At 57.9% G+C, this 20,756-nt stretch carries 19 protein-coding genes and 1 tRNA gene; 12 read left to right on the plus strand and 8 right to left on the minus strand.

The window, feature by feature from the left end; genetic code table 11:
• Positions 1 to 12 precede the first annotated feature (12 nt).
• Positions 13 to 88: transfer RNA gene (locus FW756_RS00060), tRNA-His, on the plus strand.
• 282 nt (positions 89 to 370) lie between these two features.
• Here FW756_RS00060 and FW756_RS00065 read toward each other — a convergent pair.
• The gene (locus FW756_RS00065; RefSeq protein ID WP_446428144.1) at positions 371 to 823 is read right to left on the minus strand and encodes a MarR family winged helix-turn-helix transcriptional regulator; all 453 of its coding nucleotides are present in this window, start codon (positions 821 to 823) and stop codon (positions 371 to 373) included.
• Between the two features lie 224 nt (positions 824 to 1,047).
• Here FW756_RS00065 and FW756_RS00070 point away from each other — a divergent pair, with 224 nt between their 5' ends.
• From FW756_RS00070 to FW756_RS00090, 5 genes are all read left to right on the plus strand, one after another.
• On the plus strand, positions 1,048 to 1,608 hold the full coding sequence (locus FW756_RS00070) for an NADPH-dependent FMN reductase (RefSeq protein WP_446428145.1): 561 nt from the start codon (positions 1,048 to 1,050) through the stop codon (positions 1,606 to 1,608).
• Positions 1,609 to 1,712: 104 nt separating this feature from the next.
• Complete coding sequence (locus FW756_RS00075; protein ID WP_446428146.1) at positions 1,713 to 2,798, plus strand: NAD(P)-binding domain-containing protein; 1,086 nt, start codon at positions 1,713 to 1,715, stop codon at positions 2,796 to 2,798.
• Between the two features lie 45 nt (positions 2,799 to 2,843).
• Positions 2,844 to 3,191 (plus strand): metallopeptidase family protein, encoded by a 348-nt coding sequence (locus FW756_RS00080; RefSeq protein ID WP_446428147.1) that lies wholly within the window; start codon positions 2,844 to 2,846, stop codon positions 3,189 to 3,191.
• On the plus strand, positions 3,192 to 3,482 hold the full coding sequence (gene clpS / locus FW756_RS00085) for an ATP-dependent Clp protease adapter ClpS (protein WP_446428148.1): 291 nt from the start codon (positions 3,192 to 3,194) through the stop codon (positions 3,480 to 3,482).
• 2 nt (positions 3,483 to 3,484) lie between these two features.
• Positions 3,485 to 4,081: a DUF2017 family protein gene (locus tag FW756_RS00090; protein ID WP_446428149.1), complete on the plus strand. Its 597-nt coding sequence runs from the start codon at positions 3,485 to 3,487 to the stop codon at positions 4,079 to 4,081.
• A gap of 36 nt (positions 4,082 to 4,117) precedes the next feature.
• Here FW756_RS00090 and dinB read toward each other — a convergent pair whose 3' ends face one another.
• Positions 4,118 to 5,353, minus strand: a complete 1,236-nt coding sequence (gene dinB / locus FW756_RS00095) for a DNA polymerase IV (protein WP_446428150.1) — start codon at positions 5,351 to 5,353, stop codon at positions 4,118 to 4,120.
• Positions 5,354 to 5,441: 88 nt separating this feature from the next.
• On the opposite strand from dinB, the gene FW756_RS00100 reads away from it, so the two are divergent.
• Both FW756_RS00100 and glpK read left to right on the plus strand, forming a co-directional pair.
• Positions 5,442 to 7,163 (plus strand): FAD-dependent oxidoreductase, encoded by a 1,722-nt coding sequence (locus FW756_RS00100; protein WP_446428151.1) that lies wholly within the window; start codon positions 5,442 to 5,444, stop codon positions 7,161 to 7,163.
• Positions 7,164 to 7,167: 4 nt separating this feature from the next.
• Positions 7,168 to 8,712, plus strand: a complete 1,545-nt coding sequence (glpK, locus tag FW756_RS00105; RefSeq protein ID WP_446428152.1) for a glycerol kinase GlpK — start codon at positions 7,168 to 7,170, stop codon at positions 8,710 to 8,712.
• Positions 8,713 to 8,738: 26 nt separating this feature from the next.
• Here glpK and dtd read toward each other — a convergent pair whose 3' ends face one another.
• From dtd to FW756_RS00125, 4 genes are read right to left on the minus strand one after another with little or no spacing between them, the layout of a single operon-like run.
• Positions 8,739 to 9,188: a D-aminoacyl-tRNA deacylase gene (gene dtd, locus FW756_RS00110; RefSeq protein ID WP_446428153.1), complete on the minus strand. Its 450-nt coding sequence runs from the start codon at positions 9,186 to 9,188 to the stop codon at positions 8,739 to 8,741.
• A gap of 2 nt (positions 9,189 to 9,190) precedes the next feature.
• Entirely contained in the window at positions 9,191 to 9,892 is a 702-nt protein-coding gene (gene deoC, locus FW756_RS00115) for a deoxyribose-phosphate aldolase (protein WP_446428154.1), read from the minus strand.
• A 46-nt stretch (positions 9,893 to 9,938) separates the two neighbouring features.
• Complete coding sequence (locus FW756_RS00120) at positions 9,939 to 12,524, minus strand: DEAD/DEAH box helicase (RefSeq protein WP_446428155.1); 2,586 nt, start codon at positions 12,522 to 12,524, stop codon at positions 9,939 to 9,941.
• 18 nt (positions 12,525 to 12,542) lie between these two features.
• Positions 12,543 to 13,955: a DUF2130 domain-containing protein gene (locus FW756_RS00125; RefSeq protein ID WP_446428156.1), complete on the minus strand. Its 1,413-nt coding sequence runs from the start codon at positions 13,953 to 13,955 to the stop codon at positions 12,543 to 12,545.
• 154 nt (positions 13,956 to 14,109) lie between these two features.
• Here FW756_RS00125 and FW756_RS00130 point away from each other — a divergent pair, with 154 nt between their 5' ends.
• Both FW756_RS00130 and FW756_RS00135 read left to right on the plus strand, forming a co-directional pair.
• Positions 14,110 to 15,285, plus strand: a complete 1,176-nt coding sequence (locus FW756_RS00130) for a winged helix DNA-binding domain-containing protein (protein ID WP_446428157.1) — start codon at positions 14,110 to 14,112, stop codon at positions 15,283 to 15,285.
• A 9-nt stretch (positions 15,286 to 15,294) separates the two neighbouring features.
• The gene (locus FW756_RS00135) at positions 15,295 to 17,022 is read left to right on the plus strand and encodes a cation:proton antiporter (RefSeq protein WP_446428158.1); all 1,728 of its coding nucleotides are present in this window, start codon (positions 15,295 to 15,297) and stop codon (positions 17,020 to 17,022) included.
• A gap of 65 nt (positions 17,023 to 17,087) precedes the next feature.
• Here FW756_RS00135 and FW756_RS00140 read toward each other — a convergent pair whose 3' ends face one another.
• Entirely contained in the window at positions 17,088 to 17,585 is a 498-nt protein-coding gene (locus FW756_RS00140; protein WP_446428159.1) for an Lrp/AsnC family transcriptional regulator, read from the minus strand.
• Positions 17,586 to 17,796: 211 nt separating this feature from the next.
• Here FW756_RS00140 and ald point away from each other — a divergent pair, with 211 nt between their 5' ends.
• Entirely contained in the window at positions 17,797 to 18,924 is a 1,128-nt protein-coding gene (gene ald / locus FW756_RS00145) for an alanine dehydrogenase (RefSeq protein ID WP_446428160.1), read from the plus strand.
• A 137-nt stretch (positions 18,925 to 19,061) separates the two neighbouring features.
• The gene (locus FW756_RS00150; RefSeq protein ID WP_446428161.1) at positions 19,062 to 19,409 is read left to right on the plus strand and encodes a hypothetical protein; all 348 of its coding nucleotides are present in this window, start codon (positions 19,062 to 19,064) and stop codon (positions 19,407 to 19,409) included.
• Positions 19,410 to 19,523: 114 nt separating this feature from the next.
• Here the strand turns inward: FW756_RS00150 and FW756_RS00155 are convergent, their stop codons facing one another.
• A complete protein-coding gene (locus FW756_RS00155) occupies positions 19,524 to 20,651 on the minus strand; it encodes a pyridoxal phosphate-dependent aminotransferase (RefSeq protein WP_446428721.1) in 1,128 nt (375 codons plus the stop codon).
• Positions 20,652 to 20,756 lie beyond the last annotated feature (105 nt).

Genomic DNA, 20,756 nt, shown 5'->3' on the forward strand with positions numbered 1-20,756 from the left:
AGGGTCAGCATGGTGGGCATAGCTCAGTTGGTAGAGCACCGGCTTGTGGTGCCGGTGGTCGCGGGTTCAAGTCCCGTTGTCCACCCCAGTAAACGAGGTGTGAATTCTCGATTGATTAATCAGTCGAAAATTCACACCTCGTTCTTTTTTGCTCACACCCCACAGAAGCTCGCGTTGCCTCATCGTTTTCTTTGCCCAAGCACGCAAGAGAGAAACCGACTATCGCGCGCAGTATTTCCGAGATCTCAAAGCTCAGCTCGTAGCGCGCCCGCCGCAACGCTACTCGCAGCGGGAGCGTTCACGAGCTGGGTACTGAGCCACAAACGCCACTGAAGCTGCGCGCGAAAGGCGCACGCAGGTCAGCACACAGCTAGGCCGCGTTCGCCCGATACAGGTGCGTCATCGCAGTAGCCACCTGGCAAGCCTGCTCTTCACCGAGCACGTCAATAAAGTGCCGTCGGTTGGCATCAGCAACAACTGCCGTCAGTTTGGACGCCATTTCCAGGCCAGCCTCGGTCAGACCAAGGTACGAGACCCGACGGTCCGCATCACATGCTGCCCGCAGTGCGAGTCCTCGATTCGTAAGCCGGTCAGCGATTTTTGTGAAGCCGCCCGTCGAAAAACCAGCACCCTTCGCGAGAAGGTTCAGCCGCGCGCGATGTTCTGGCTGCCGGTGGAGTTCAAGTAGCGTCTCAGCTTCAGCTTCATTGAGGTCAAAGTCCTGTCGAATCTCTACGTGGAGTCGACGATTCGTTGCCTGAAAACCGTGAATTACTCGCCCCCACAATTCAACTGCGGTTGCATCATCTACCACGTAACTCACGCCCTTCACGATTTCCGACCACGTTCACTCTCTGAGCGACACTCAATTATCTAGGAAAGAGCGTACACAGGAATTGCTCACTTGGAAACATCTTGCGCGAAAGATATATTTGTGAAAACATTATCTCCGTGGTCGCGGCATCCGCGATTTCCGATTGGCGTGACGCATTACAGATGTTCCCCCGCGCCATCGAGTAGTAGTTTCTTCAACGAATAGGACCGTTCTTGAACAAGATCGCCATCATCACCGGCACCACCCGTCCCGGCCGTGTAAACGCAGACGTTGCCGCTTGGCTCCTCGAGCGCGCAAACCTCCGCAACGACGCTCAGTATGAGCTTGTCGACATCGCAGACTTCAACCTCCCCATTCTCGACGAGGCTGCACCCGCTGCGTACGCGCAGTATTCACAGGAACACACGAAGGCATTCTCAGCGAAGATCGCAGAGTTTGATGGCTACGTCTTCGTTACCGGTGAGTACAACCACTCGGTTCCCGCTGCGTTGACCAACGCAATCAGCTACCTCAACCACGAGTGGGCAAACAAGGCAGCAGGCATTGTCGGCTACGGCTCGGCATTCGGTGTTCGCGCAGCAGAGCACCTTCGCGGCATCCTGTCAGAGATGCAGATCGCGCACGTTCAGAAGCAGGGCATGTTCTCACTCTTCACCGATTTCGAGAACTTCTCCACGTTCAAGCCGACAGAGATGCAGGCAGCTTCGGTTGACCCCATGCTCGATCAGCTCGTCGCATGGACTGCCGCTATGAAGCAGGTCCGCGCTGCGTAATCGGCGCACACGACTCGTCTGAAATTTCATTCAGGCTTGAACGCCCTCACTGAAGATCTCTGAGATCATCAAGCGAGGGCGTTCTCACTTTCCAGGGGGTACACATGCCGCATGTTGACGTTTTGGTGATCGGAGCAGGCCAAGCAGGGCTCTCTGCCGCCTACCACCTGCAACATCGTGGGCTTGTTCCAGAAGGTCGTGCCGACGTGACTGACCGCACCTTTGCGGTACTCGACGGGAATGAGACACCGGGCGGCGCATGGCAACATCGCTGGGAGTCACTCACAATGTCGACCGTCAACAATATCTACGAACTCCCGGGTTTCCCTGTCCCTCCCGCGCCCCCTGAGGCGCGCAGCAATGCAGTACTCCCCGCATACTTTGCCGCATACGAGCGACGATTCGACCTCGACGTACAGCGCCCAGTGCAAGTCCTCGCGGTGCACCGCGGCGTCGGCGGATCCCCGCCCCACTTCACCGTCGCAACCTCGAATGGCGACTGGACAGCTGACTTCATCATTAACGCGACCGGAACCTGGTCGCGGCCGTACGTTCCCTTCTACCCCGGGGCACAGGACTTCACGGGTGAGCAACTTCACGTTCGAGATTACGTCGCAGCTGACGCGTTCATCGGCAAGCGTGTGGTGATTGTTGGAGGCGGGATTTCGGCAACGCAGCTCCTCGAGGAGATCTCCCGCTATACCGACACCTTTTGGGTCACCCGCACGGCACCAGAGTGGGTGCCACACTTCACGCAACAAGAAATCATCGAATCGTTGGAGGCGGTCGAGGCGCGAACGAAAGCAGGTCTCCCTCCACAGAGCGTGGCTTCAGTGACCGGCATGTTTGCAGCCCCGTGGGTAAAACGAGCTGCGGCACGCGGGGTACTCAACGCGCACCCGATGTTCGAACGTATCGAGGCGAACGGTGTTCGGATGCCCGACGGCAGCTTCGAGCCAGCAGACGTCATTCTGTGGGCAACTGGATTTCACGCCGAGATTCGACATCTGCACCCGCTTCGCCTACGCACGAGTGCTGGTGGGATCCGCGTCTCCCGCGGGCGCTCCCTAGATGAGCCACACCTATTCGTCATCGGCTACGGGGCTTCGCAGTCGACCGTCGGCGCGAATCGCGCTGGTCGAGATGCGGCCAAAGCGATCCTTGCCGAACTGAGTTCAAGCACCTCATAAATACTCAGCGCCCCGTTGACGCACAGGGACAGATAAGGTGAGAACATGCTCGAAATCTCTGCAGAATCATTTGAGGAGCTCGTGGCCGATGGTCTCGATTCACTCCACCCTGAAATGATGGCGGAGCTCGACAATGTGATCTTCCTTGTCGAAGATGCACCAGAAGATGGCAGCGATACTCTCGGTGTCTATGAGGGGTTTTCTGTAGCAGAACGTGGCGTATACGGGTACGGTGAAGAACCAGACCGCATCATCCTGTTCCGCATGAACCTGCTTGAGCACTGCGCTGATCTCGATGAACTCATGGCTGAAATCAGAATCACACTCGTGCACGAGATTGCACACTTCTACGGCATAACGGAAGAACGTATTCACGAACTGGGGTGGGGATAAATGGTTGCTATCGCCGAACGATCCGCGTCAACGCAGGACACCGCCCAGGTGGATCCGGAACAGCCCTGGCAGACGATTGTGTGGGATGATCCCATCAATCTCATGTCGTATGTCAGCTACGTCTTCCGTTCATATTTCGGTTTCTCGCAAGATCACGCGGAAGAGCTCATGCTCAAGGTACACAATGACGGCCGTGCTGCCGTTGCAGAAGGGAGCCGCGAGGCCATGGAATTGCACGTCGAGGCAATGCATGGGTACGGCCTCTCGGCAACCGTACACAAGGTGAGCTAACCATGCGCATGTACACGAGCGGTGACGACCTGGTGCTCCGGCTCGAGGCTGAAGAAGCAGGCATGCTCGACCACCTTGTGGGCCAGCTCATCGGACTGGTGCAGAGCCACAGCAGCACAACACTTGATCCTGACCCACTCTTCGCAAGTCTTGAGGTGGGTGGTTCAGACGAACTCCCTGAAGACCCCGCACTCGCCGCGCTGTTTCCGAACGCCTTCGAAGACGCCGAAGAGGCCGCACAGTTCCGACGGGTGACGGAACAGGGCCTCATCAACCGGAAGCTCCAAGACGCCATGCAGGTCACAGGTGACCTCGGCCTCGGGCGCGCAGATCCTGATTCGGCAGTCGAAGTCAGCATTACCGAGGCGAGCCTACTCCCCTGGCTACGAACCGTCACGTCACTGCGCATCGCGCTTGCTGCCCGTATCGGAATTGGGTCTGACGCGGATCACGACCGGCTCATCGATGACGAAGACACCCGCGGAACCGTCATGGTCTATGACTGGCTCGCCGGGCTTCTGGAGTCAATTGTCGTACTCACAGAAGTTCTACACGATGACGATTCAGTGCCGAACGATGCCCCTGACCAGACGCTCTAGACCGTAACTTCGGTGGCGCACACCGCGCGCTTCGGATTAGCTGAGGTCGTCTGGAGTGCGGAGGGAACGCGGGTCTACCACTCGGCCGCGTCCGCCAAGCAGGCGAGCCGGCTGCAGCCCGAGACCAGCGAACTTCTCGCGTACCTCATCAACCGCGTGGTCAACCGCACGCCACTGTTCGTCGTCGTCCCACAGCGCCAGAGATGCGCCGCCGCCGAGTGAAAGCTGTTCTGCCCGCACACCGATAAGCCTCACCGGCCGCATTGCGGAGCCAAACTCCGAGAAGAGCTCCTTCGCAGTGAGATAGATGCGCTGGGTCGCATCGGTCGGATCGGCAAGCGTCTTCGAACGCGTCACCGTCTCGAAGCTTGACCATCGCACCTTAATAGCCAGAGTTCTCGCGACGAATCCTTTGTCACGCAATCGTTCACCGATTTTTGCCGACAGGCGGAGGAGCTCACGCTCAAGCAGCACAGGGTCACTGACATCGTGCGCAAACGTCTCTTCGTGCCCGACACTCTTCTCAACACGTGAAGTGTTCACCGACCGCACGTCACGTCCGTTCGCAAGCGAGTGCAGCTTTTCAGCACTCGCGTTTCCCACAATGCGACGCAACGATTCCAGCGGCTCGCGCGCAAGGTCTCCGACCGTGTGGATCGCACGACCAGACAGCGCACGTTCTGTCGCAGCGCCAACGCCCCACATCGCACCGATGGGGAGCGGATGCAAGAACTCCAGCGTGCGCGCTGGCGGAATCTCAAGCAGCCCATCTGGTTTCGCTCGCTGCGAAGCAAGCTTCGCAATGAACTTCGACCCGGCAAGGCCGACAGAAACCGGTAGCCCGGTCCGCTCACGAACCCGCTCGCGGATCTGTCGCGCAATCTCTACTGGCTGCCCGAACAACCGCACCGAACCTGCCACATCGAGAAAGGCTTCGTCGACGCTAATGGGTTCGACAAGTGGAGTGAACTCCCGAAAAATCTGCATGATCTCTTTTGACGCCGCGGCATACTTTGCCATGTCAGGCGGAATCAATACGATGTGCGGGCACAGCTGCTTGGCGCGCGCGACGGGCATTGCTGATCTCACACCAAATTTGCGCGCTTCATAACTTGCGCTTGACACCACAGAGCGCTCACCGTCAAACGCAGACGCAACCGGTGTACCGACGAGGTCTGGCCGTTCGAGCAGCTCAACTGAGACAAAGAACGAGTCCATATCGGCGTGCAGAATTGAAGGCTCATGCCGCCAGCCAGGATCGGTTTTCGTCATACCTCTATTGCACCACACGCCACCGACATCTCTCGCTAGGCTAAGAGAAAGCCCGACGGCCGCGCCGACGCGAGCAGAGGAGTCCAACATGACGACGCAGCGTTCTTCCCACCGCCTCACCTCACTCAGGGATCGGCCACGCGCAGATGTGCTCATCATCGGCGGCGGCATCAACGGCCTGGCGACGTTCCGTGAGCTTGCGCTACAAGGCGTCGACGTCGCATTGGTAGAAAAGAACGACTTCGTCTCTGGCGCATCTGCTGCGTCAAGTCATATGGTTCACGGCGGAATTCGCTATCTCGAAAATGGTGAACTGCGACTCGTGCGTGAGGCAGTCCAAGAACGCAACCGACTCATCAAGAATGCCCCACACTATGTGAAGCCGCTGCTCACCACCATTCCGATCTTCTCGACATTCTCAGGCATCATTGCTGCGCCCTTCCGACTGCTTGTCACACACGGGCGAGGAAAGCCTCGCGAGCGTGGCGCAGTGCTCATCAAGATCGGTCTCGAAATCTACGACACCTTCTCGCGTGATGGCGGCCAGGTGCCACGCCACAAGTTCTTCGGCCGCACCCGCTCGATCCGCACCCTGCCACGCCTGAATCCCGGGGTGAAATACACCGCAAGCTACTACGACGCGTCAATGCACGATCCAGAGCGGCTCGCCCTCGACGTCCTGACCGACGGCCTCATCGCCGGTTCCGGCCCGCAAAGTGCGACAGCTCGCGCCTGGAATTACACCGCGCTCACGGGGTTCCAGGACGGCAAGGCCATACTGCGTGACGAGGTCACTGGCGAAGAGTTCGCGTTTACCGCACGCACGATTGTGAACGCGAGCGGCCCATGGACGGACGCGACGAACGCCGCATTGGGTCGACCCACTGAATACATGGGCGGCACCAAGGGATCCCATGTCGTCTTGGATCACCCTGAGCTCCTTGCAGCAACCGGCGGGCGTGAAATCTTCTTCGAGCATTCTGACGGTCGAATCGTACTCATCTATCCGCTCAAGGATCGGGTGCTCGTCGGCACTACTGACACCGAAGCAAGGCCTGACGGCGACCACGTGTGTACCGATGACGAGATCGACTACTTCTTTGACCTCATTGCCCATATCTTCCCAACGGTCGCCGTCAACCGGTCACACATTGTGTACACGTTCTCTGGCGTGCGTCCGCTCCCCCGGCATGATGACACGCTGCCCGGTTTTGTCTCTCGGGACTACCGCATTGAGCATGGTTGGTTGGGCGCGGTTCGGTCACTGAGCCTGGTGGGTGGCAAGTGGACGACGTTCCGCGCGCTCGCTGAGCATCTCGCAGATGAGACGCTCACGCTGCTGGGCGCGGATCGTCGAAACCATACGAGGTCTACGCCGATCGGCGGTGGCGCGGGTTTCCCAAAGGATGGTGCTGCCCGGCGACTCTGGGTCGCAAAGCACAGCGGGCGACATGATCCGCGCACCGTAGAGATCCTCCTTGATCGCTACGGAACCCGCGCGGCCGAGATACTCGCCGCGCTGCCAGACGAACTGACGCCGCTGACTTCGCACCCGGAATACTCGCGCGATGAGCTCGCGTACCTCGCCGCTTCAGAACACGTCGTACACCTCGACGACATTCTTTTGCGTCGGACCTCGCTCGCATTCCGCGGCGGGCTCACACACAACTCTCTCCTTGAGATTGCGGCGGCAATCGCCCCCGCCCTTGGCTGGGATACGGAATCACAACTCAGTGAGGTCGAGCGTGCAACCGCAATTCTGCGTGACGCACATCGCGTGACGCTTGGCCAACCTGGCGTGGGAGGATGACAGCATGGTGATTTCGAAGGCCACACATGTCCTGGCGATTGATCAGGGAACGACCTCGACGCGAGCGATTGTGTTCGACCATGCTGGCAGGGTGGTGTCTGTTGGCCAACGCGAGCATGCGCAACACATGCCACAAGCTGGCTGGGTGGAGCATGACGCCCTTGAAATCTGGGCAAACGTGCAGGAGGTCATCGGCACAGCGCTCGGAAAGGCTGACCTCAACGAGAAGCACATCGCCGCAATCGGGATCACCAATCAGCGTGAGACCACCGTGGTCTGGGACCGTGCGACCGGTGAACCGATTCACCCGGCGATCGTGTGGCAGGACACGCGCACGCAGGGTCTGGTCGATGCGCTGGCTGAGCAGTCGCCACTGGGCGCGGATCGGTTCCGCGAACGTACCGGGCTTCCTCTCACGAGCTACTTCTCTGCATCGAAGATCGCTTGGATCCTTGACTCCGTTCCCAACGCGCGTGCCCGCGCTGCACGCGGTGAACTCCTCTTCGGCACAACAGACACTTGGGTGTTGTGGAACCTCACCGGTGGCGCGCACAACGGCGTCCACGCCACGGACGTCACCAACGCGTCGCGCACCATGCTCATGGATCTCGAAACGCTCGAGTGGGACGAAGAACTCCTCGCAGCCTACGATGTTCCTCGCGCGATGTTGCCCGAGATTCGTTCATCCTCTGAGGTGTACGGAGTTGTTTCAGACAACTCGCTGCTGCGCGGGGTACCCATCGCCGGAATTCTCGGAGATCAGCAGGCGGCGACATTCGGACAGGCGGCCTTTGCTGCTGGCGAATCGAAAAACACCTACGGCACTGGCTGCTTCCTCATCTTCCAAACGGGTGAGCGAGTCGTGCGGTCAGCTAATGGGCTCCTCTCAACAGTCGCTTACAAGCTCGGGAACGAACCAGCGCGCTACGCGCTTGAGGGATCGATTGCGGTCACTGGTTCCCTTGTGCAGTGGCTACGAGATCAACTCGGGCTGATCCACGCAGCTGCAGACATTGAACCGCTTGCAGCAACTGTTGGAGACAACGGTGGCGTTTACCTTGTGCCAGCCTTCTCCGGACTGTTTGCCCCGTATTGGCGTCCCGACGCGCGCGGAGCAATCGTCGGCCTCACGAGGTATTCAAACCGTGGCCACATCGCACGTGCTGCCCTCGAAGCGGTCGCGTATCAAACCCGTGATGTGCTCGATGCGGTGAACGCCGATGTGACCGCAGCAGGCGGGGTTGCGTTGACTGAACTGCGCGTTGACGGCGGCATGGTGGCGAATGACACGCTCATGCAGTTCCAGGCAGACATGCTCGGAGTACCAGTCGTGCGCCCGGAGGTCGCTGAGACAACGGCGCTCGGTGCAGCATACGCTGCTGGTCTCGCCGTCGGTTTTTGGCAAAGCACAGATGAGCTACGCAGCAACTGGCAAGAGGGGCATCGGTGGGAGCCGCAACTTCCTGTTTCCGAGCGTGACCGGCTGCTGCGCCAATGGCGGAAGGCTGTCACCAAGTCGATGGAGTGGGTCGACGAAGATACGGAATAGACCGGTTGCGCGGCCTGCCAACCCAGCTAGCGGCGCGGCTCGTTCCACATCTCGCTGTCCACAACCAACGTAATCGGGCCGTCGTTCACGAGCTGCACCTCCATGTGCGCACCAAACTTCCCGGTGGGCACGGTCGCGCCCAGCTCACGAAGCGCCACGGCAAACGCCTCAACGAGTGGTTCGGCAACGGCTCCTGGTGCCGCATTGCTCCAGGACGGGCGCGTGCCTTTTCGAATGTCCCCATAGAGCGTGAACTGGCTCACCACGAGAATTGGGGCGTTGCGCATCGCACATGACTGTTCGTCGTCGAGCACACGCAGGTTCCAAACCTTTTCAGCAAGCCGCTTTGCGATCTCAGGAGTGTCACTGTGGGTGACACCGACGAGTACCACGAGTCCTTGCTCTTCGAAGCTCCCGACGACTTCATCTGCGACAGTGACGCTTGCGCGACTCGCACGCTGCACAACCAGCTTCATGGCTAGTAGCCCGCTCGGTCTGCAACCGGGGATTCGGTACTTGCCCAGTCCGCAACAATTGCCGCGGTAGCCGAGACACCGAATCGTGTGGCACCCGCTTCCCACATCGCGCGCGCATCAGCAGCCGTTCGAATTCCGCCAGAGGCTTTCACCCCGAGAATGCCTCCGACTGAGGCCCCCACTGTTTGCGACATCATTCGCACAGCTTCGATGCTCGCGCCTCCAGCAGGACTAAAACCGGTAGAAGTCTTCACGAAGTCTGCGCCGGCTGCAGCTGCAGCGAGGCTGGCCGAACGAATTTGCTCGGGCGTGAGCGCCGCAGTTTCCAGGATGACTTTGAGAACGTGTGGTGCTGGCACGGCCATGCGCACTGCACGAATCTCTGCTTCCAAAGCTTCCCAGTCTGCTGCACGGACAAATGCCGCATTCACGACCATGTCGATTTCATCGGCGCCGTGAGCGATAGCCAGCGCCGCCTCTGCTGCTTTGATTTCTGAGTGGTGAGCACCAGAGGGGAAGCCCACAACCGTTACGATCTCAAGCCCGCGCTTCGCAACGGGCAGCAGCGATGGGCTCACGCAGACCCGTTCAACACCGAGTTTAACCGCCTGGTCCATGAAATCCGAGAGTTCAGCAGGGGTTGTCCCTGGCGCAAGGAGCGTGTGATCAGCGTTTGCGAGAAATAGCTCTGGAGTAAGCGTCATACTCGTCATCCTATTCAAAGCGGAACTGAAGTGTACGAATCGCCTGCTAGCTCGCGTCACTCAACGGGCCGACTCGTTGCACTACAACGACCGCTTCCCCGCGAGCTTCAGATTCTGCTAGGTCAATTTCTCCTTCGATGCCCCAGTCGCGGTCACCGTTCGGATCAAGCAGCACTTGGCGGAATCGCCAAACGTCCTGGCCCCTGTCGAGTTCAACGAGTGCCGCGTTACGCGCATTCGCGTCGACGCCGATCTCGTCGTACTCGGTGAAATAACCATCGAGCGCCTCGCGCCACTGTGCTTCGCCAAACCCATGCGGTCCATCAAGTTCGTCAAGCTCTTTGTAGCGTTCGAGTGACGCAGCCTGTACCCGTCGGAATAGCGCGTTTCGCACCATGACCAGGAACGCGCGTTCATTTGCGAGCAGGCTTCGAGCTGTTGGCGGGGCGATGGATTCACGCGCCTCATGTGCCTGTTCAATCGCGGCAGTATCGACGCCCTGTTCAAGATCGAGCGCGGCTGTCCACTCGTCCACCAGACTCGAATCGACCTGGCGCACGAGCTCGCCGAGCCACTCAATGAGCTCTTCGAGTTGCTCATTTTTTGCACTCTCGGGAATCGTTCGTTCGAACGTTCGATATGCGTCGGAGAGGTAGCGTAGGACGCCTCCTTCAGCCCGACCAAGTTCATAGTAAGAAACCAGGTCACGGAACCCAAACGCACGCTCGATCATGTCTCGCACCACAGATTTTGGCTTCAGCTCGTAGTCTCGCGCCCAAGGAACTTCCTTCACGTAGGCTTCGTAGGCCTCGTCGAGGAGTTCTTGGAGCGGTTTGGGATAGGTGATCTCCTCAAGGAGCTCCATCCGCTCTTCGTACTCGATTCCCTCAGCTTTCATCGCACCGATAGCTTCGCCGCGGGCCTTGTGCTCCTGTGCCCGCAAGATGGCGCGCGGATCCTCAAGCGTCGACTCAATCACAGAGATAACGTCAAGCGCATAAGTCTCAGACTCTGGATCAAGTAGCTCAATCGCTGCGATGGCAAATGGGGAGAGCGGCTGGTTCAACGCGAAGTTTGCTTGCAGGTCAACCGTCAACCCGAGCAGCTTTTCGCCATTCTTCTCATGCACTTCAACGATGCCGCTGTTGCGCAGTGTGCGGAAGATCTCGATCGCAGTTCGCGCGTGCTCAAACTGCTTCGCTCGAGGTTCATGGCTGTCGAAGATGAGCATCTGCATCGTGTTGAGAGCCTCGCCCTGCCAGGACTCGCCTCTTCCGATGACGCCAAGAACCATCGCGTGGGTGACACGCATTCGACTCACCAGCGGCTCGGGTTCTGACGCGACAAGCTTGTCGAGCGTTTGCTCATTCCATGCAACGAATCCCTGTGGCGGAGTTTTCTTCTTCACAGGCTTCGCTTTTTTACCGCCTGCTGCCTTCGCCGCAGCTTTCGCTGCAGACTTTGCGTTCTCGATCTCGTGTTCTGGCGCGAGGGCGACAACATCTCCCTCGGTGTCGTAGCCCGCACGGCCTGCACGACCAGCGATCTGATGGAACTCGCGTGCTGACAAGCGACGCATCTTCTCACCATCGAACTTTGTGAGAGCGGTGATGAGGACGGTTCGGATTGGAACGTTAATTCCGACGCCGAGCGTGTCGGTACCGCAGATAACTTTCAGCAGACCTCTCTGGGCAAGCTGCTCAACCAAACGGCGATACTTCGGCAACATGCCAGCGTGATGGACTCCGATGCCCGACCGAACCAGCCGCGAAAGCGTCTGCCCGAAACCTGCTGAGAACCGGAATCCGCCAATAGCTGCCGCGATCTCATCACGACCTGCGCGATCCACAATCTTGATACTCGCCAGCGCCTGCGCTTGCTCAACCGCGTGCGACTGATTGAAGTGCACCAGATATACCGGCACTTCCTTGTCCGCAAGCAGCTGTTCCACAACTTCTTGGGCTGAGGCGACTTCATATCTAAAGCTCAACGGAACAGGGCGTTCAACGCCAGTGACCAATTCAACGCTCCGACCGGTGGCATCTTCAAGGTCTGCTGCAAGGTCAGTGACGTCGCCCAAGGTTGCTGACATCAAGAGGAACTGGGCGTCATGCATAAGCAACAGCGGAACCTGCCATGCCCAACCACGCTCAGCGTCAGCGTAGTAATGGAACTCATCCATGACTACCTGTGTAAAGCCGTCAGCCTCTGCGTTGTCGACGTTCTTATCTCGGATTGCGAGGTTGGCAAGAATCTCTGCTGTGCAGCAGATAATCGGCGCATCTGGATTGATAGAGGTATCACCGGTCACCATACCAACGCGTTCAGCACCAAAGATCTCAACAAGGTCGAAGAATTTTTCACTCACCAATGCCTTAATTGGCGCGGTGTACACCGTGCGGCGTCCCTCAGCGAGTGCAGCGAAATGGGCGCCGAGCGCGACCATTGATTTGCCGGTGCCGGTCGGCGTTGCCAGAATGACGTTCGAGCCGAGCGTCATGCCAAGCACAGCTTCTTCCTGAGCCGGATACAGGCTGAGGCCCCGCTCTTCGAGTGCCCAGGCTTCGAAGGCGGCAAAGATCTCATCGGGCTCGCTAAACGTTGAGTTTTCTAGGACAGCGCCGAGGTTCATGTGAAGGGTTCCTGCTTTCTAGGCGTCTTCCGAACGGGCACTACCCTGATCGAGTTCCGCAAATTTTGCCTGCATGGTCGGATTCCCACGAGTCAATTTCTTGATCGAGACCCCTTGCGCCTTATCGTTCGCAAGTCGCAGGTTGTTTTCTGATTTCAGCAGTTGCTCTTTGACCTTCTGCATTTCAGAAATCGAGGTATCAATACGCTTGATCGCTTCTTGGAATTGCTTGGAAGCGAGATCATAGTTGCGCCCAAATGCACCCTTGAACGCGTCGAGCTCACCTTCGAAAGTGGTGATATCAATGTTCTGCGCCTTCACGAGTTCTAGCTCAGACTTGTAGCGCAACGCATTCAACGCTGCGTTTCGCAGCAATGTGATGATCTGCAAAAAGAACTGTGGGCGCACAACATACATTTTGGGGTACCGATGCGATACATCGACGATACCAGTGTTGTAGAGCTCGCTGTCTGATTCGAGCAGCGAAACGAGCACCGCGTACTCGCACCCCTTCTCATTGCGATCTTTGTCGAGCTCTTTAAGGAAGTCCTCATTCTTCTGCTTGGTCGAAGTTGTATCAGCCTCGTTCTTCATCTCAAACATAATCGAGACAATTTCGACGCCGTTCGGGTCCGAATCGCGGAAGATGTAATCACCTTTGCTGCCAGAGCGCGCGTCGTTGTCTTTCTCAAAATACGCATGAGGGAACGCAGTCGCGCGAATCTGATTGAACGTGTTCTCACAGTGTTGCTCAAGCGTCTCCCCGATCATCTTCGTCGAGAGTCGAGACTTCATGTCGCGCAGGCGCTCGATGGCATCGTCACGGTCTTTCAACTGCACTTCGAAACGTTCAGTGATTGAGCGTTCAGCGAGCTCTTTCTCAAGGGTTGCTCGCTGCAACTCATTCTGCAGTTCATCGCGTTCCTTTGATACCTTGCCTACTGCTTGGGTAACCGCGAGCTCCTGTTCTGTATCTGCTGCACTCAACCGAGACTTCAGCTCTGCAATCTGGGAGTTCAGGGTAGTTTCGGCTTGCTGCAGCTGAACAGCAAACCGAGCCTCAACGAGTTCTGCCTGGGCGACCTGCGCCGCCCTGACCTCTGCAAGTTCAGATGCCATCCGATCACGCTCTTTTTCGACTGCCGCGAGTGCATCGGCGATTGCGATCTTCTGTGCTGACTCGCCAGCGGAGACAAGGGACTCCAGACGTTGAATTTCTGAGTCTTTCATTGCCGTCGCGCGTTGAAGTTCGCCAGCTGCCTTCACTTTGGCAAGCTCGAGCTCTTGGAGCTTCTCCTGCTCCAGCAGCTTCAACCGTTCATGAAGCTGCTGATCAAACTCAGTGTCACGCACCTGCTGCAAAATCTGCGCGTAGCCGGCTTCATCGACGGTGAACGCCTTACCGCAGTGGGGGCATTGAATTTCATGCATGTTCGCTCCTTGCAGCGTGCTTGCGAGGTCATCACAACAACCTTCCCACAGACCACCCACATTTCCCTTGCCTGCAACGCCCGCCTTACTGAACAGGCGCAACATCGGTCGAAATAATCCTGCGATGTCGGTGGCGCAATTTACACTGAGCATCATGTCCGAACTTCTCACTCCGCAACATGTACGAGCCCTTCGTGCTGATGCTCAGGGTTTACACCACGCTGACCAAGGGCTCGGAGCCGACGTCGCCCAAGTCACCGCAATGATGTTGGCGACGCAGGGCCAGGACTGGCAGGCTTCGCAGTGGGCGGTTGGTCGACGCGTAGCGTCAGCTTCACGGCAATCTGTCGTTGATGCGCTGAATGCCGGTCAGATTGTTCGATCTTGGCCGATGCGCGGCACGATCCACTTAGTTGCGGCAGAGGACATCGGATGGCTGCAGAACCTGACGAATAAGAAGCCGCTGGCGACAGCTCCGAAACGTCGAGAAGTTCTTGGCCTAGATGAGAAGATTTTCGCTCGGCTCATCGATACGTCACTCGCAGCCCTGCGGGCGGCCGGTATTGCGGGCCTGGACCGTAACCAGCTTTCCGAAGCTTGGACCGCAGCAGCTATCCCTTGGCAGTCGAACTGGCGTTACCACCTCATTTGGTGGCTCTGTCAGAACGGACTTGCCACCCTTGGCCCTGTTCAAGAATTTGCAGAGCCAAGACTGGTTCTTGCCGAGACATGGCTGCCTGCTACACGTCAGCTAGACGAGATCTCAGCGCTCGTCGAGCTTGCCTCTCGATACACGTTCGCGAGGGGACCGATCCGCGCCAAGGACCTTGCTTGGTGGTCCGGGCTCGGAGTGCGGGAGGTGAAGCAGGGACTCGCCGCCGCGACAGAAGCTGGAACACTCGTTGCGGTGACGCTCACTGACGAACATGGCGAGGCGATGACCGGGTCCCACGGAGAAGCCTGGGTGCACAACGAGTTGATCGGTAAAGAGATTCGGCCCATGCAAGAGGCATTGATGCTCGCACCGTTCGACGAGCACCTCTTGGGATACAGCATTCGCGAACCACAGCTCCCTGTCGGTGGCATCGAGCGCATTGTGCCAGGCAAGAACGGTGCTTTTCTTGGAACAATCATTAACAACGACCAGGTCATTGGGACCTGGCGACGCGACGCAAAACAACGCGAAAAGATGTGCATTGATGTGTTCCCAGGAGCTGAGATAAGCGAAGACGAGATGTCACAGGATGTTGCCCGCTGGAGTGCGTTCAACGGCCAAGATCTCACCGAGATCCGCATCAGCACTGCACACCGTTCGCCCAGAAGAGCATAGGCTACAACAATGGAGATCGGACTCATCTCAATCATCGCGGTGATCGTCTTGATCACCGGCTCCATCATCGGATCGCGAATCGGAATAGCTGCCCCGCTCATTCTGATCTTGCTCGGCATTGGTATTGGCTACCTGCCATTCATGCCTGACATCAACGTCTCCCCTGAGATCATCCTTGTGGGTGTGCTGCCACCGCTCCTATACGCAGCTGCAGTTAACGTGCCGCTGATTGATTTCCGCAGGAACTTCAGACCAGTGATTGGTCTTTCCGTGGTGCTCGTCATTCTCACCACCATGGTGGTCGGGTTCACACTGCACTGGGCCGTACCGCAGGTTCCACTTCCCGTAGCTTTCGCACTCGGCGCAGTTATCAGCCCGACTGATGCAGTTGCGGCAACAGCAATCGGCAAACGTCTTGGCATGCCTGATCGCATTGTCTCAATTCTTGAGGGTGAGAGCCTCGTCAATGACGCTACCTCGCTCGTGCTGCTGAAGACAGCACTCATCGCACTTTCTGGCAGCTTCGCATTTATGCCAGCGGTTGGCATGTTTAGCTATTCGGTTGCAGCGGCAGTACTCGTTGGGTTCTGTGTTGGCATTATCACCGTCTGGGTACGATCCAAACTCTCCAACCCGGTACACGACACCGTTATTTCCTTTGCAGTTCCCTTCCTCGCTTTCATCCCAGCCGAGGAAGTCGGCGCTTCAGGCGTTCTCGCGGTTGTGGTGACAGGGCTCTACACGGGTCATCATGCTGCCTTGAAGTTCAGCGCAACCGCCCGCACGAATGAACGTTTGAATTGGCGCACCATTCAATTCGTACTCGACAACGGCGTCTTTCTCTTAATGGGCCTAGAGTTGCATAGTCTCGTCGACAGCGTCGGTGATTCTTCGTTCCATCTCGGCCTTGTCGCGCTCGTCTCGTTCATCTTGGTCGCCGTACTCATCGTGTGCCGCGCAATTTTCATGGTCCCAACCATTTGGGTAATGCGCCATGCCGCCCGTCGAATTGAGTACCGAAGCCGTGGCCTCGGTCTCGTCGTCAAACGCATGCAGTCGAACGCTGACACTTCAGCCGCGCGGCTGAATCGAACGAAGCGCCTCGCTCAGCGTTCCGCAGCAGATGCAGCTCATGAACGTGACTCACAGCTCGGTTGGCGCGATGGCCTGTTGCTCTCATGGACGGGCATGCGCGGTGTTGTCACGCTTGCGGCAGCCCAATCTGTTCCCGTTGAAGTCCCGTTTCGTGAACAGATCATCCTTACAGCGTTTATCGTCGCAACAGTCACCCTGCTGTTCCACGGGCTCACGCTTCCTATACTGATCCGCAAACTTTGGCCGGAGGGCACAGGAGGAAACGACTTTACGGAGCTCGCGGTGCTCTGTCGAGATCTCATCGACTCCGGCATCACGGCGATCGACGACACGCTTGCGAAAGAAGCGATTACGGGAGGATCCGTTACGCCGGAGCCCATCGCAGAACGCGCGCGAATGAGCAGCAAGAACGCGCTCGCTCCGTTGGCAATTTCTCTCGGGGCAACAAGCCCTTCGCATCCGTCAACACATGAACCTCCTGCCGAGGCTTATCTTCGACTTGCAAATGTTTCACTCGAGGCGCAAAGGGCTGCCCTCCTCGACGAACGTGCGATCGGCCGGTACAGTTCCCGTTCGCTACAGCAGGTCGCGCTCGCACTCGACGCACACGAAAACCGACTCACACCGCCGACAGATCACTAGTTCTTAGTGAACATTTGGGGCGGGCAGATGTGATGATCTGCCCGCCCCAAATGCGTTTCCGAAACTCAGTCAACCGAGCCGATCGAAACCGGATTCGCAAAATGACTAAAGACAATGCTCGTTCGAGTCGCAGATACTGCGGGATGAGTCGAAAGATTCTCCATGACGAAATCACGAACGTGGTCGGAGTCGCGAACCCCCAGATGCATGATGAAGTCTTCCGTACCACCGAGGAAGAACAGCTGCATCACCTCTGGTTGTGCACGCAGTGAATCACTGAGCTCCATGATGAGTTGGCGGGCACCAGAACGAACGGTCACGCTCACGAGCACCTGAAGATCTAACCCAACCGCTCGCGGATCAACCGTCGCGGTAAATCCGGTAATCACTCGCCGAGTTACGAGGTTGCGGACGCGCGCAATACAGGTCGAGGCAGCGACACCAACACGCTCCGCAAGCTCCGCATTCGTGATGCGTCCATTGAGCTGTAGCTCGTGCACAATCTTGAGGTCAACCTCGTCAAGATCAACAGCTCGGCCAGTCTGCTTTGAGCCTTCCAACACGTGTCCTCCTTCGCACTTCGCATTCCCACGCCCCACAAAAGCCGCAATTTGTGCGGATTTCGCAGAGAATTCGATGCTTCACTGACGATATCGAATATACTTCACGAAGAAGAGAACTTTTCCGAAATCTAGCGCGTATTTACAATTCGGGTTAACATTCCGGTGGAAGCTTCGTTTCCTTACTAGCAACTCTGAATAATTGGAGAGAAACATGCGCGTCGGTATTCCTACCGAGATTAAGAACAACGAGAACCGCGTTGCCATCACTGAGGCAGGCGTATTCGAGCTCGCTCGCCGTGGCCACGAGGTATTCGTTCAGGCTGGTGCAGGCCTCGGTTCGGCTATCACCGATGAGGAGTACGCTGCTGCAGGCGCGAAGATCATCGAAGGTGCAGACCAGATCTGGGCTGAGTCGGACATGATCCTCAAGGTCAAGGAGCCCATCGCTTCTGAGTACGACAAGATGCGTAAGGGCCAGGTGCTCTTCACCTACCTGCACCTTGCAGCAGAAAAGGCACTCACCGAGGCAGTCCTCAACTCGGGCACCACGGCTATCGCCTACGAGACCGTGCAGCTTGCAAGCCGCGCACTCCCCCTCCTCGCACCGATGTCTGAGGTCGCTGGTCGCCTCTCGGTTCAGGTCGGCGCATACTCGCTGATGAAGGCAAACGGCGGCCGTGGCATCCTCCTCGGTGGCGTGACCGCTACCCGCCGCGGCAAGGTTGTTGTCATCGGTGGCGGTGCTGCTGGTGAGCAGGCTGCACGTATTGCATACGGCATGGGCGCAGAGGTCACCGTCATTGACATCGCTCTCCCCCGCCTCAAGCAGCTCGAGGACGAGTTCAACGGTCGCATCCAGACCCGCACCTCGAACGCTCACAACATCACCGAGGCTCTCAAGGAAGCCGATCTCGTTATCGGTTCGGTCCTGATCCCCGGCGAGAAGGCACCCAAGCTCGTTACCGATGCAATGGTCGCTCAGATGAAGAAGGGCTCGGTCCTCGTCGACATCGCTATCGACCAGGGCGGCTGCTTCGAGAACTCGGTTGCAACCACTCACGACAACCCGACCTTCGAGGTTCACAACTCGATCTACTACTGTGTTGCAAACATGCCCGGTGCGGTCCCCGAGACCTCAACCGCTGCACTCACCAACGCAACCCTCCCCTACGTCGTCGCACTCGCTGACAAGGGCTGGGCTAAGGCACTCAACGCAGATGCAGCGCTCGCTAAGGGCCTGAACGCGTTCGAGGGCAAGATCACCAACGCCGGCGTTGCACAGGCATTCCCTGAGCTCCCCGCAACGGAACTCGCAGAGGTTCTCGCAGCAAACGCGTAACTCCCAGGAGTATTCTGGACTTCATGGATTTGAAGTTCTCATTCGGAGGGGCATCACCTGATCAACATGATCATGGCGGTGCCCCTTCGGGCATTCCCCTCCCATTCGCAACGAAACCTCTGGCTTCAACGAGCAGCGTGCTCGAACTGCGTGCTCGCATCGAAGACACCGAAATCGTAGGCGAGGCACTCTCTGGAGACGGGGTTGCTTACACCACCTCTCGTGTGGCGCTGCAGAGCAACGATGACGCCTCCCTCGCAAAGGCGGTACGTTCAGCGGTCAGCCGCGCGGTCGCAGGACTCGAGGCTCCGATGATCGACTCAATCTCTGCGCTTGTCTTGGATCTTTCGGGAAAAGAATCCGTAGTACTCGCTGAGCTTGGCATCACTGCAGATGTCACCGCCACGCCTGTCGCGACGGTTGATGCAGCTCTCCAAACGAGAGTCGGTATCTCCTCTGGCACGGTCATTCGTTTCGGCGCATAGCAGCCTGTCGCTCACGATGCGTTTACATAGCGAAGCGGCCTCATCATGTGTTCCATGATGAGGCCGCTTCGCTATGTAAACGATGCCGTCAGAGCTACGCTCTTGATTCCTGCGCTACCGCTTTCGTAGCTCTTGGAAGCGAAGAATTCGCACAATCGCTTCTTCGACGGCGGCTTCACCGGCAGCGTATGACAAACGCACTGCCCGATCACCGTGCACAAGGTCAAAATCAACGCCTGGCACCACCGCGACGTTCGCTTCACTCAGGAGCGCTTTCGCGTATGCAGCAGAGCTGCCAAATTCTTCAAGCCATGGCCCGAGTTCAGAGTAATAGTAGAAGGCTCCATCCGATGGTGCTGCGGTTCCCCATCCGAGTTCGGGGGCGGCATCAAGAATCAATGAGCGAGCCCGTGCAAATCCGGCAACAACTGCATCGCGCTCAGCATACGATTCTTCAGTAAATGCGGTGAGTGCCAGCTCCTGAGCAGGAGATGGTGGGGACAATGCAAAGTTTGATGCTAGCGCCTCGACTGGGCCACGCAGGTCCTCAGGCAGTATCGCCCATCCGAGCCGCCAACCAGTCATACCCCAGTACTTCGAAAATGAGTTGATCACGACCGCGTTCGGGTCGAGTGACGCAACCGAAACTCCCCTCGGATCTGCCTCACCTGGCTGAGGGAAGGTAATTCCGTGATAGATCTCGTCGCTGATGATGCGCGTGTGGTTTCTCTGGCACCATCCCACAAGAGCTGTGAGCTCGCCACGATTGAGCATCGTTCCGGTCGGATTCGCTGGCGACGCGACCACAAGCCCAGCCAGCTCACCGTGCTCTCGAACTGCTTCGTCAAGGAGCTCGGGAGTCGGCTGGTATCGCGTTTGGGGACCCGTCGGAATTTCGATGACTTCGACGCCAAGTGTGCGCAGAATATTCCGATATGCGGGATACCCCGGCGACACCAGCGCAACACGGTCACCGGGATCAAACGCAGCGAGGAATACCAGTTGGAACGCCCCTGAGGAACCCGTGGTTACCGCAACAGCCTCGGGCTCAAGGTCGACGCCGTACCAATCGAAATAGTGCTTTGCGATTGCCGCACGCAACGGCATCGTTCCGAGCGGGCCTGTGTAGCCGACAGCCTTGAGTGTGCCTGGCGCTGGACGGGCACTGGGTTCACCAGCACACAGTGATACGACGTCTTCTCCAGCAAGTCGGAGTCGTGCGACCTCGTCAGTGATTCGCATGACCTCAAAATGAGGAATCTCAGATCGTTTTGATCCGCCCCCTCGTTTACGGGGGATCTCAATGCCACCGGTGTGATGTGCAGGCGGCGTCTTAAATGGAATTGC

The sequence above is a fragment of the Leucobacter sp. 1207-22 genome (assembly GCF_052850455.1).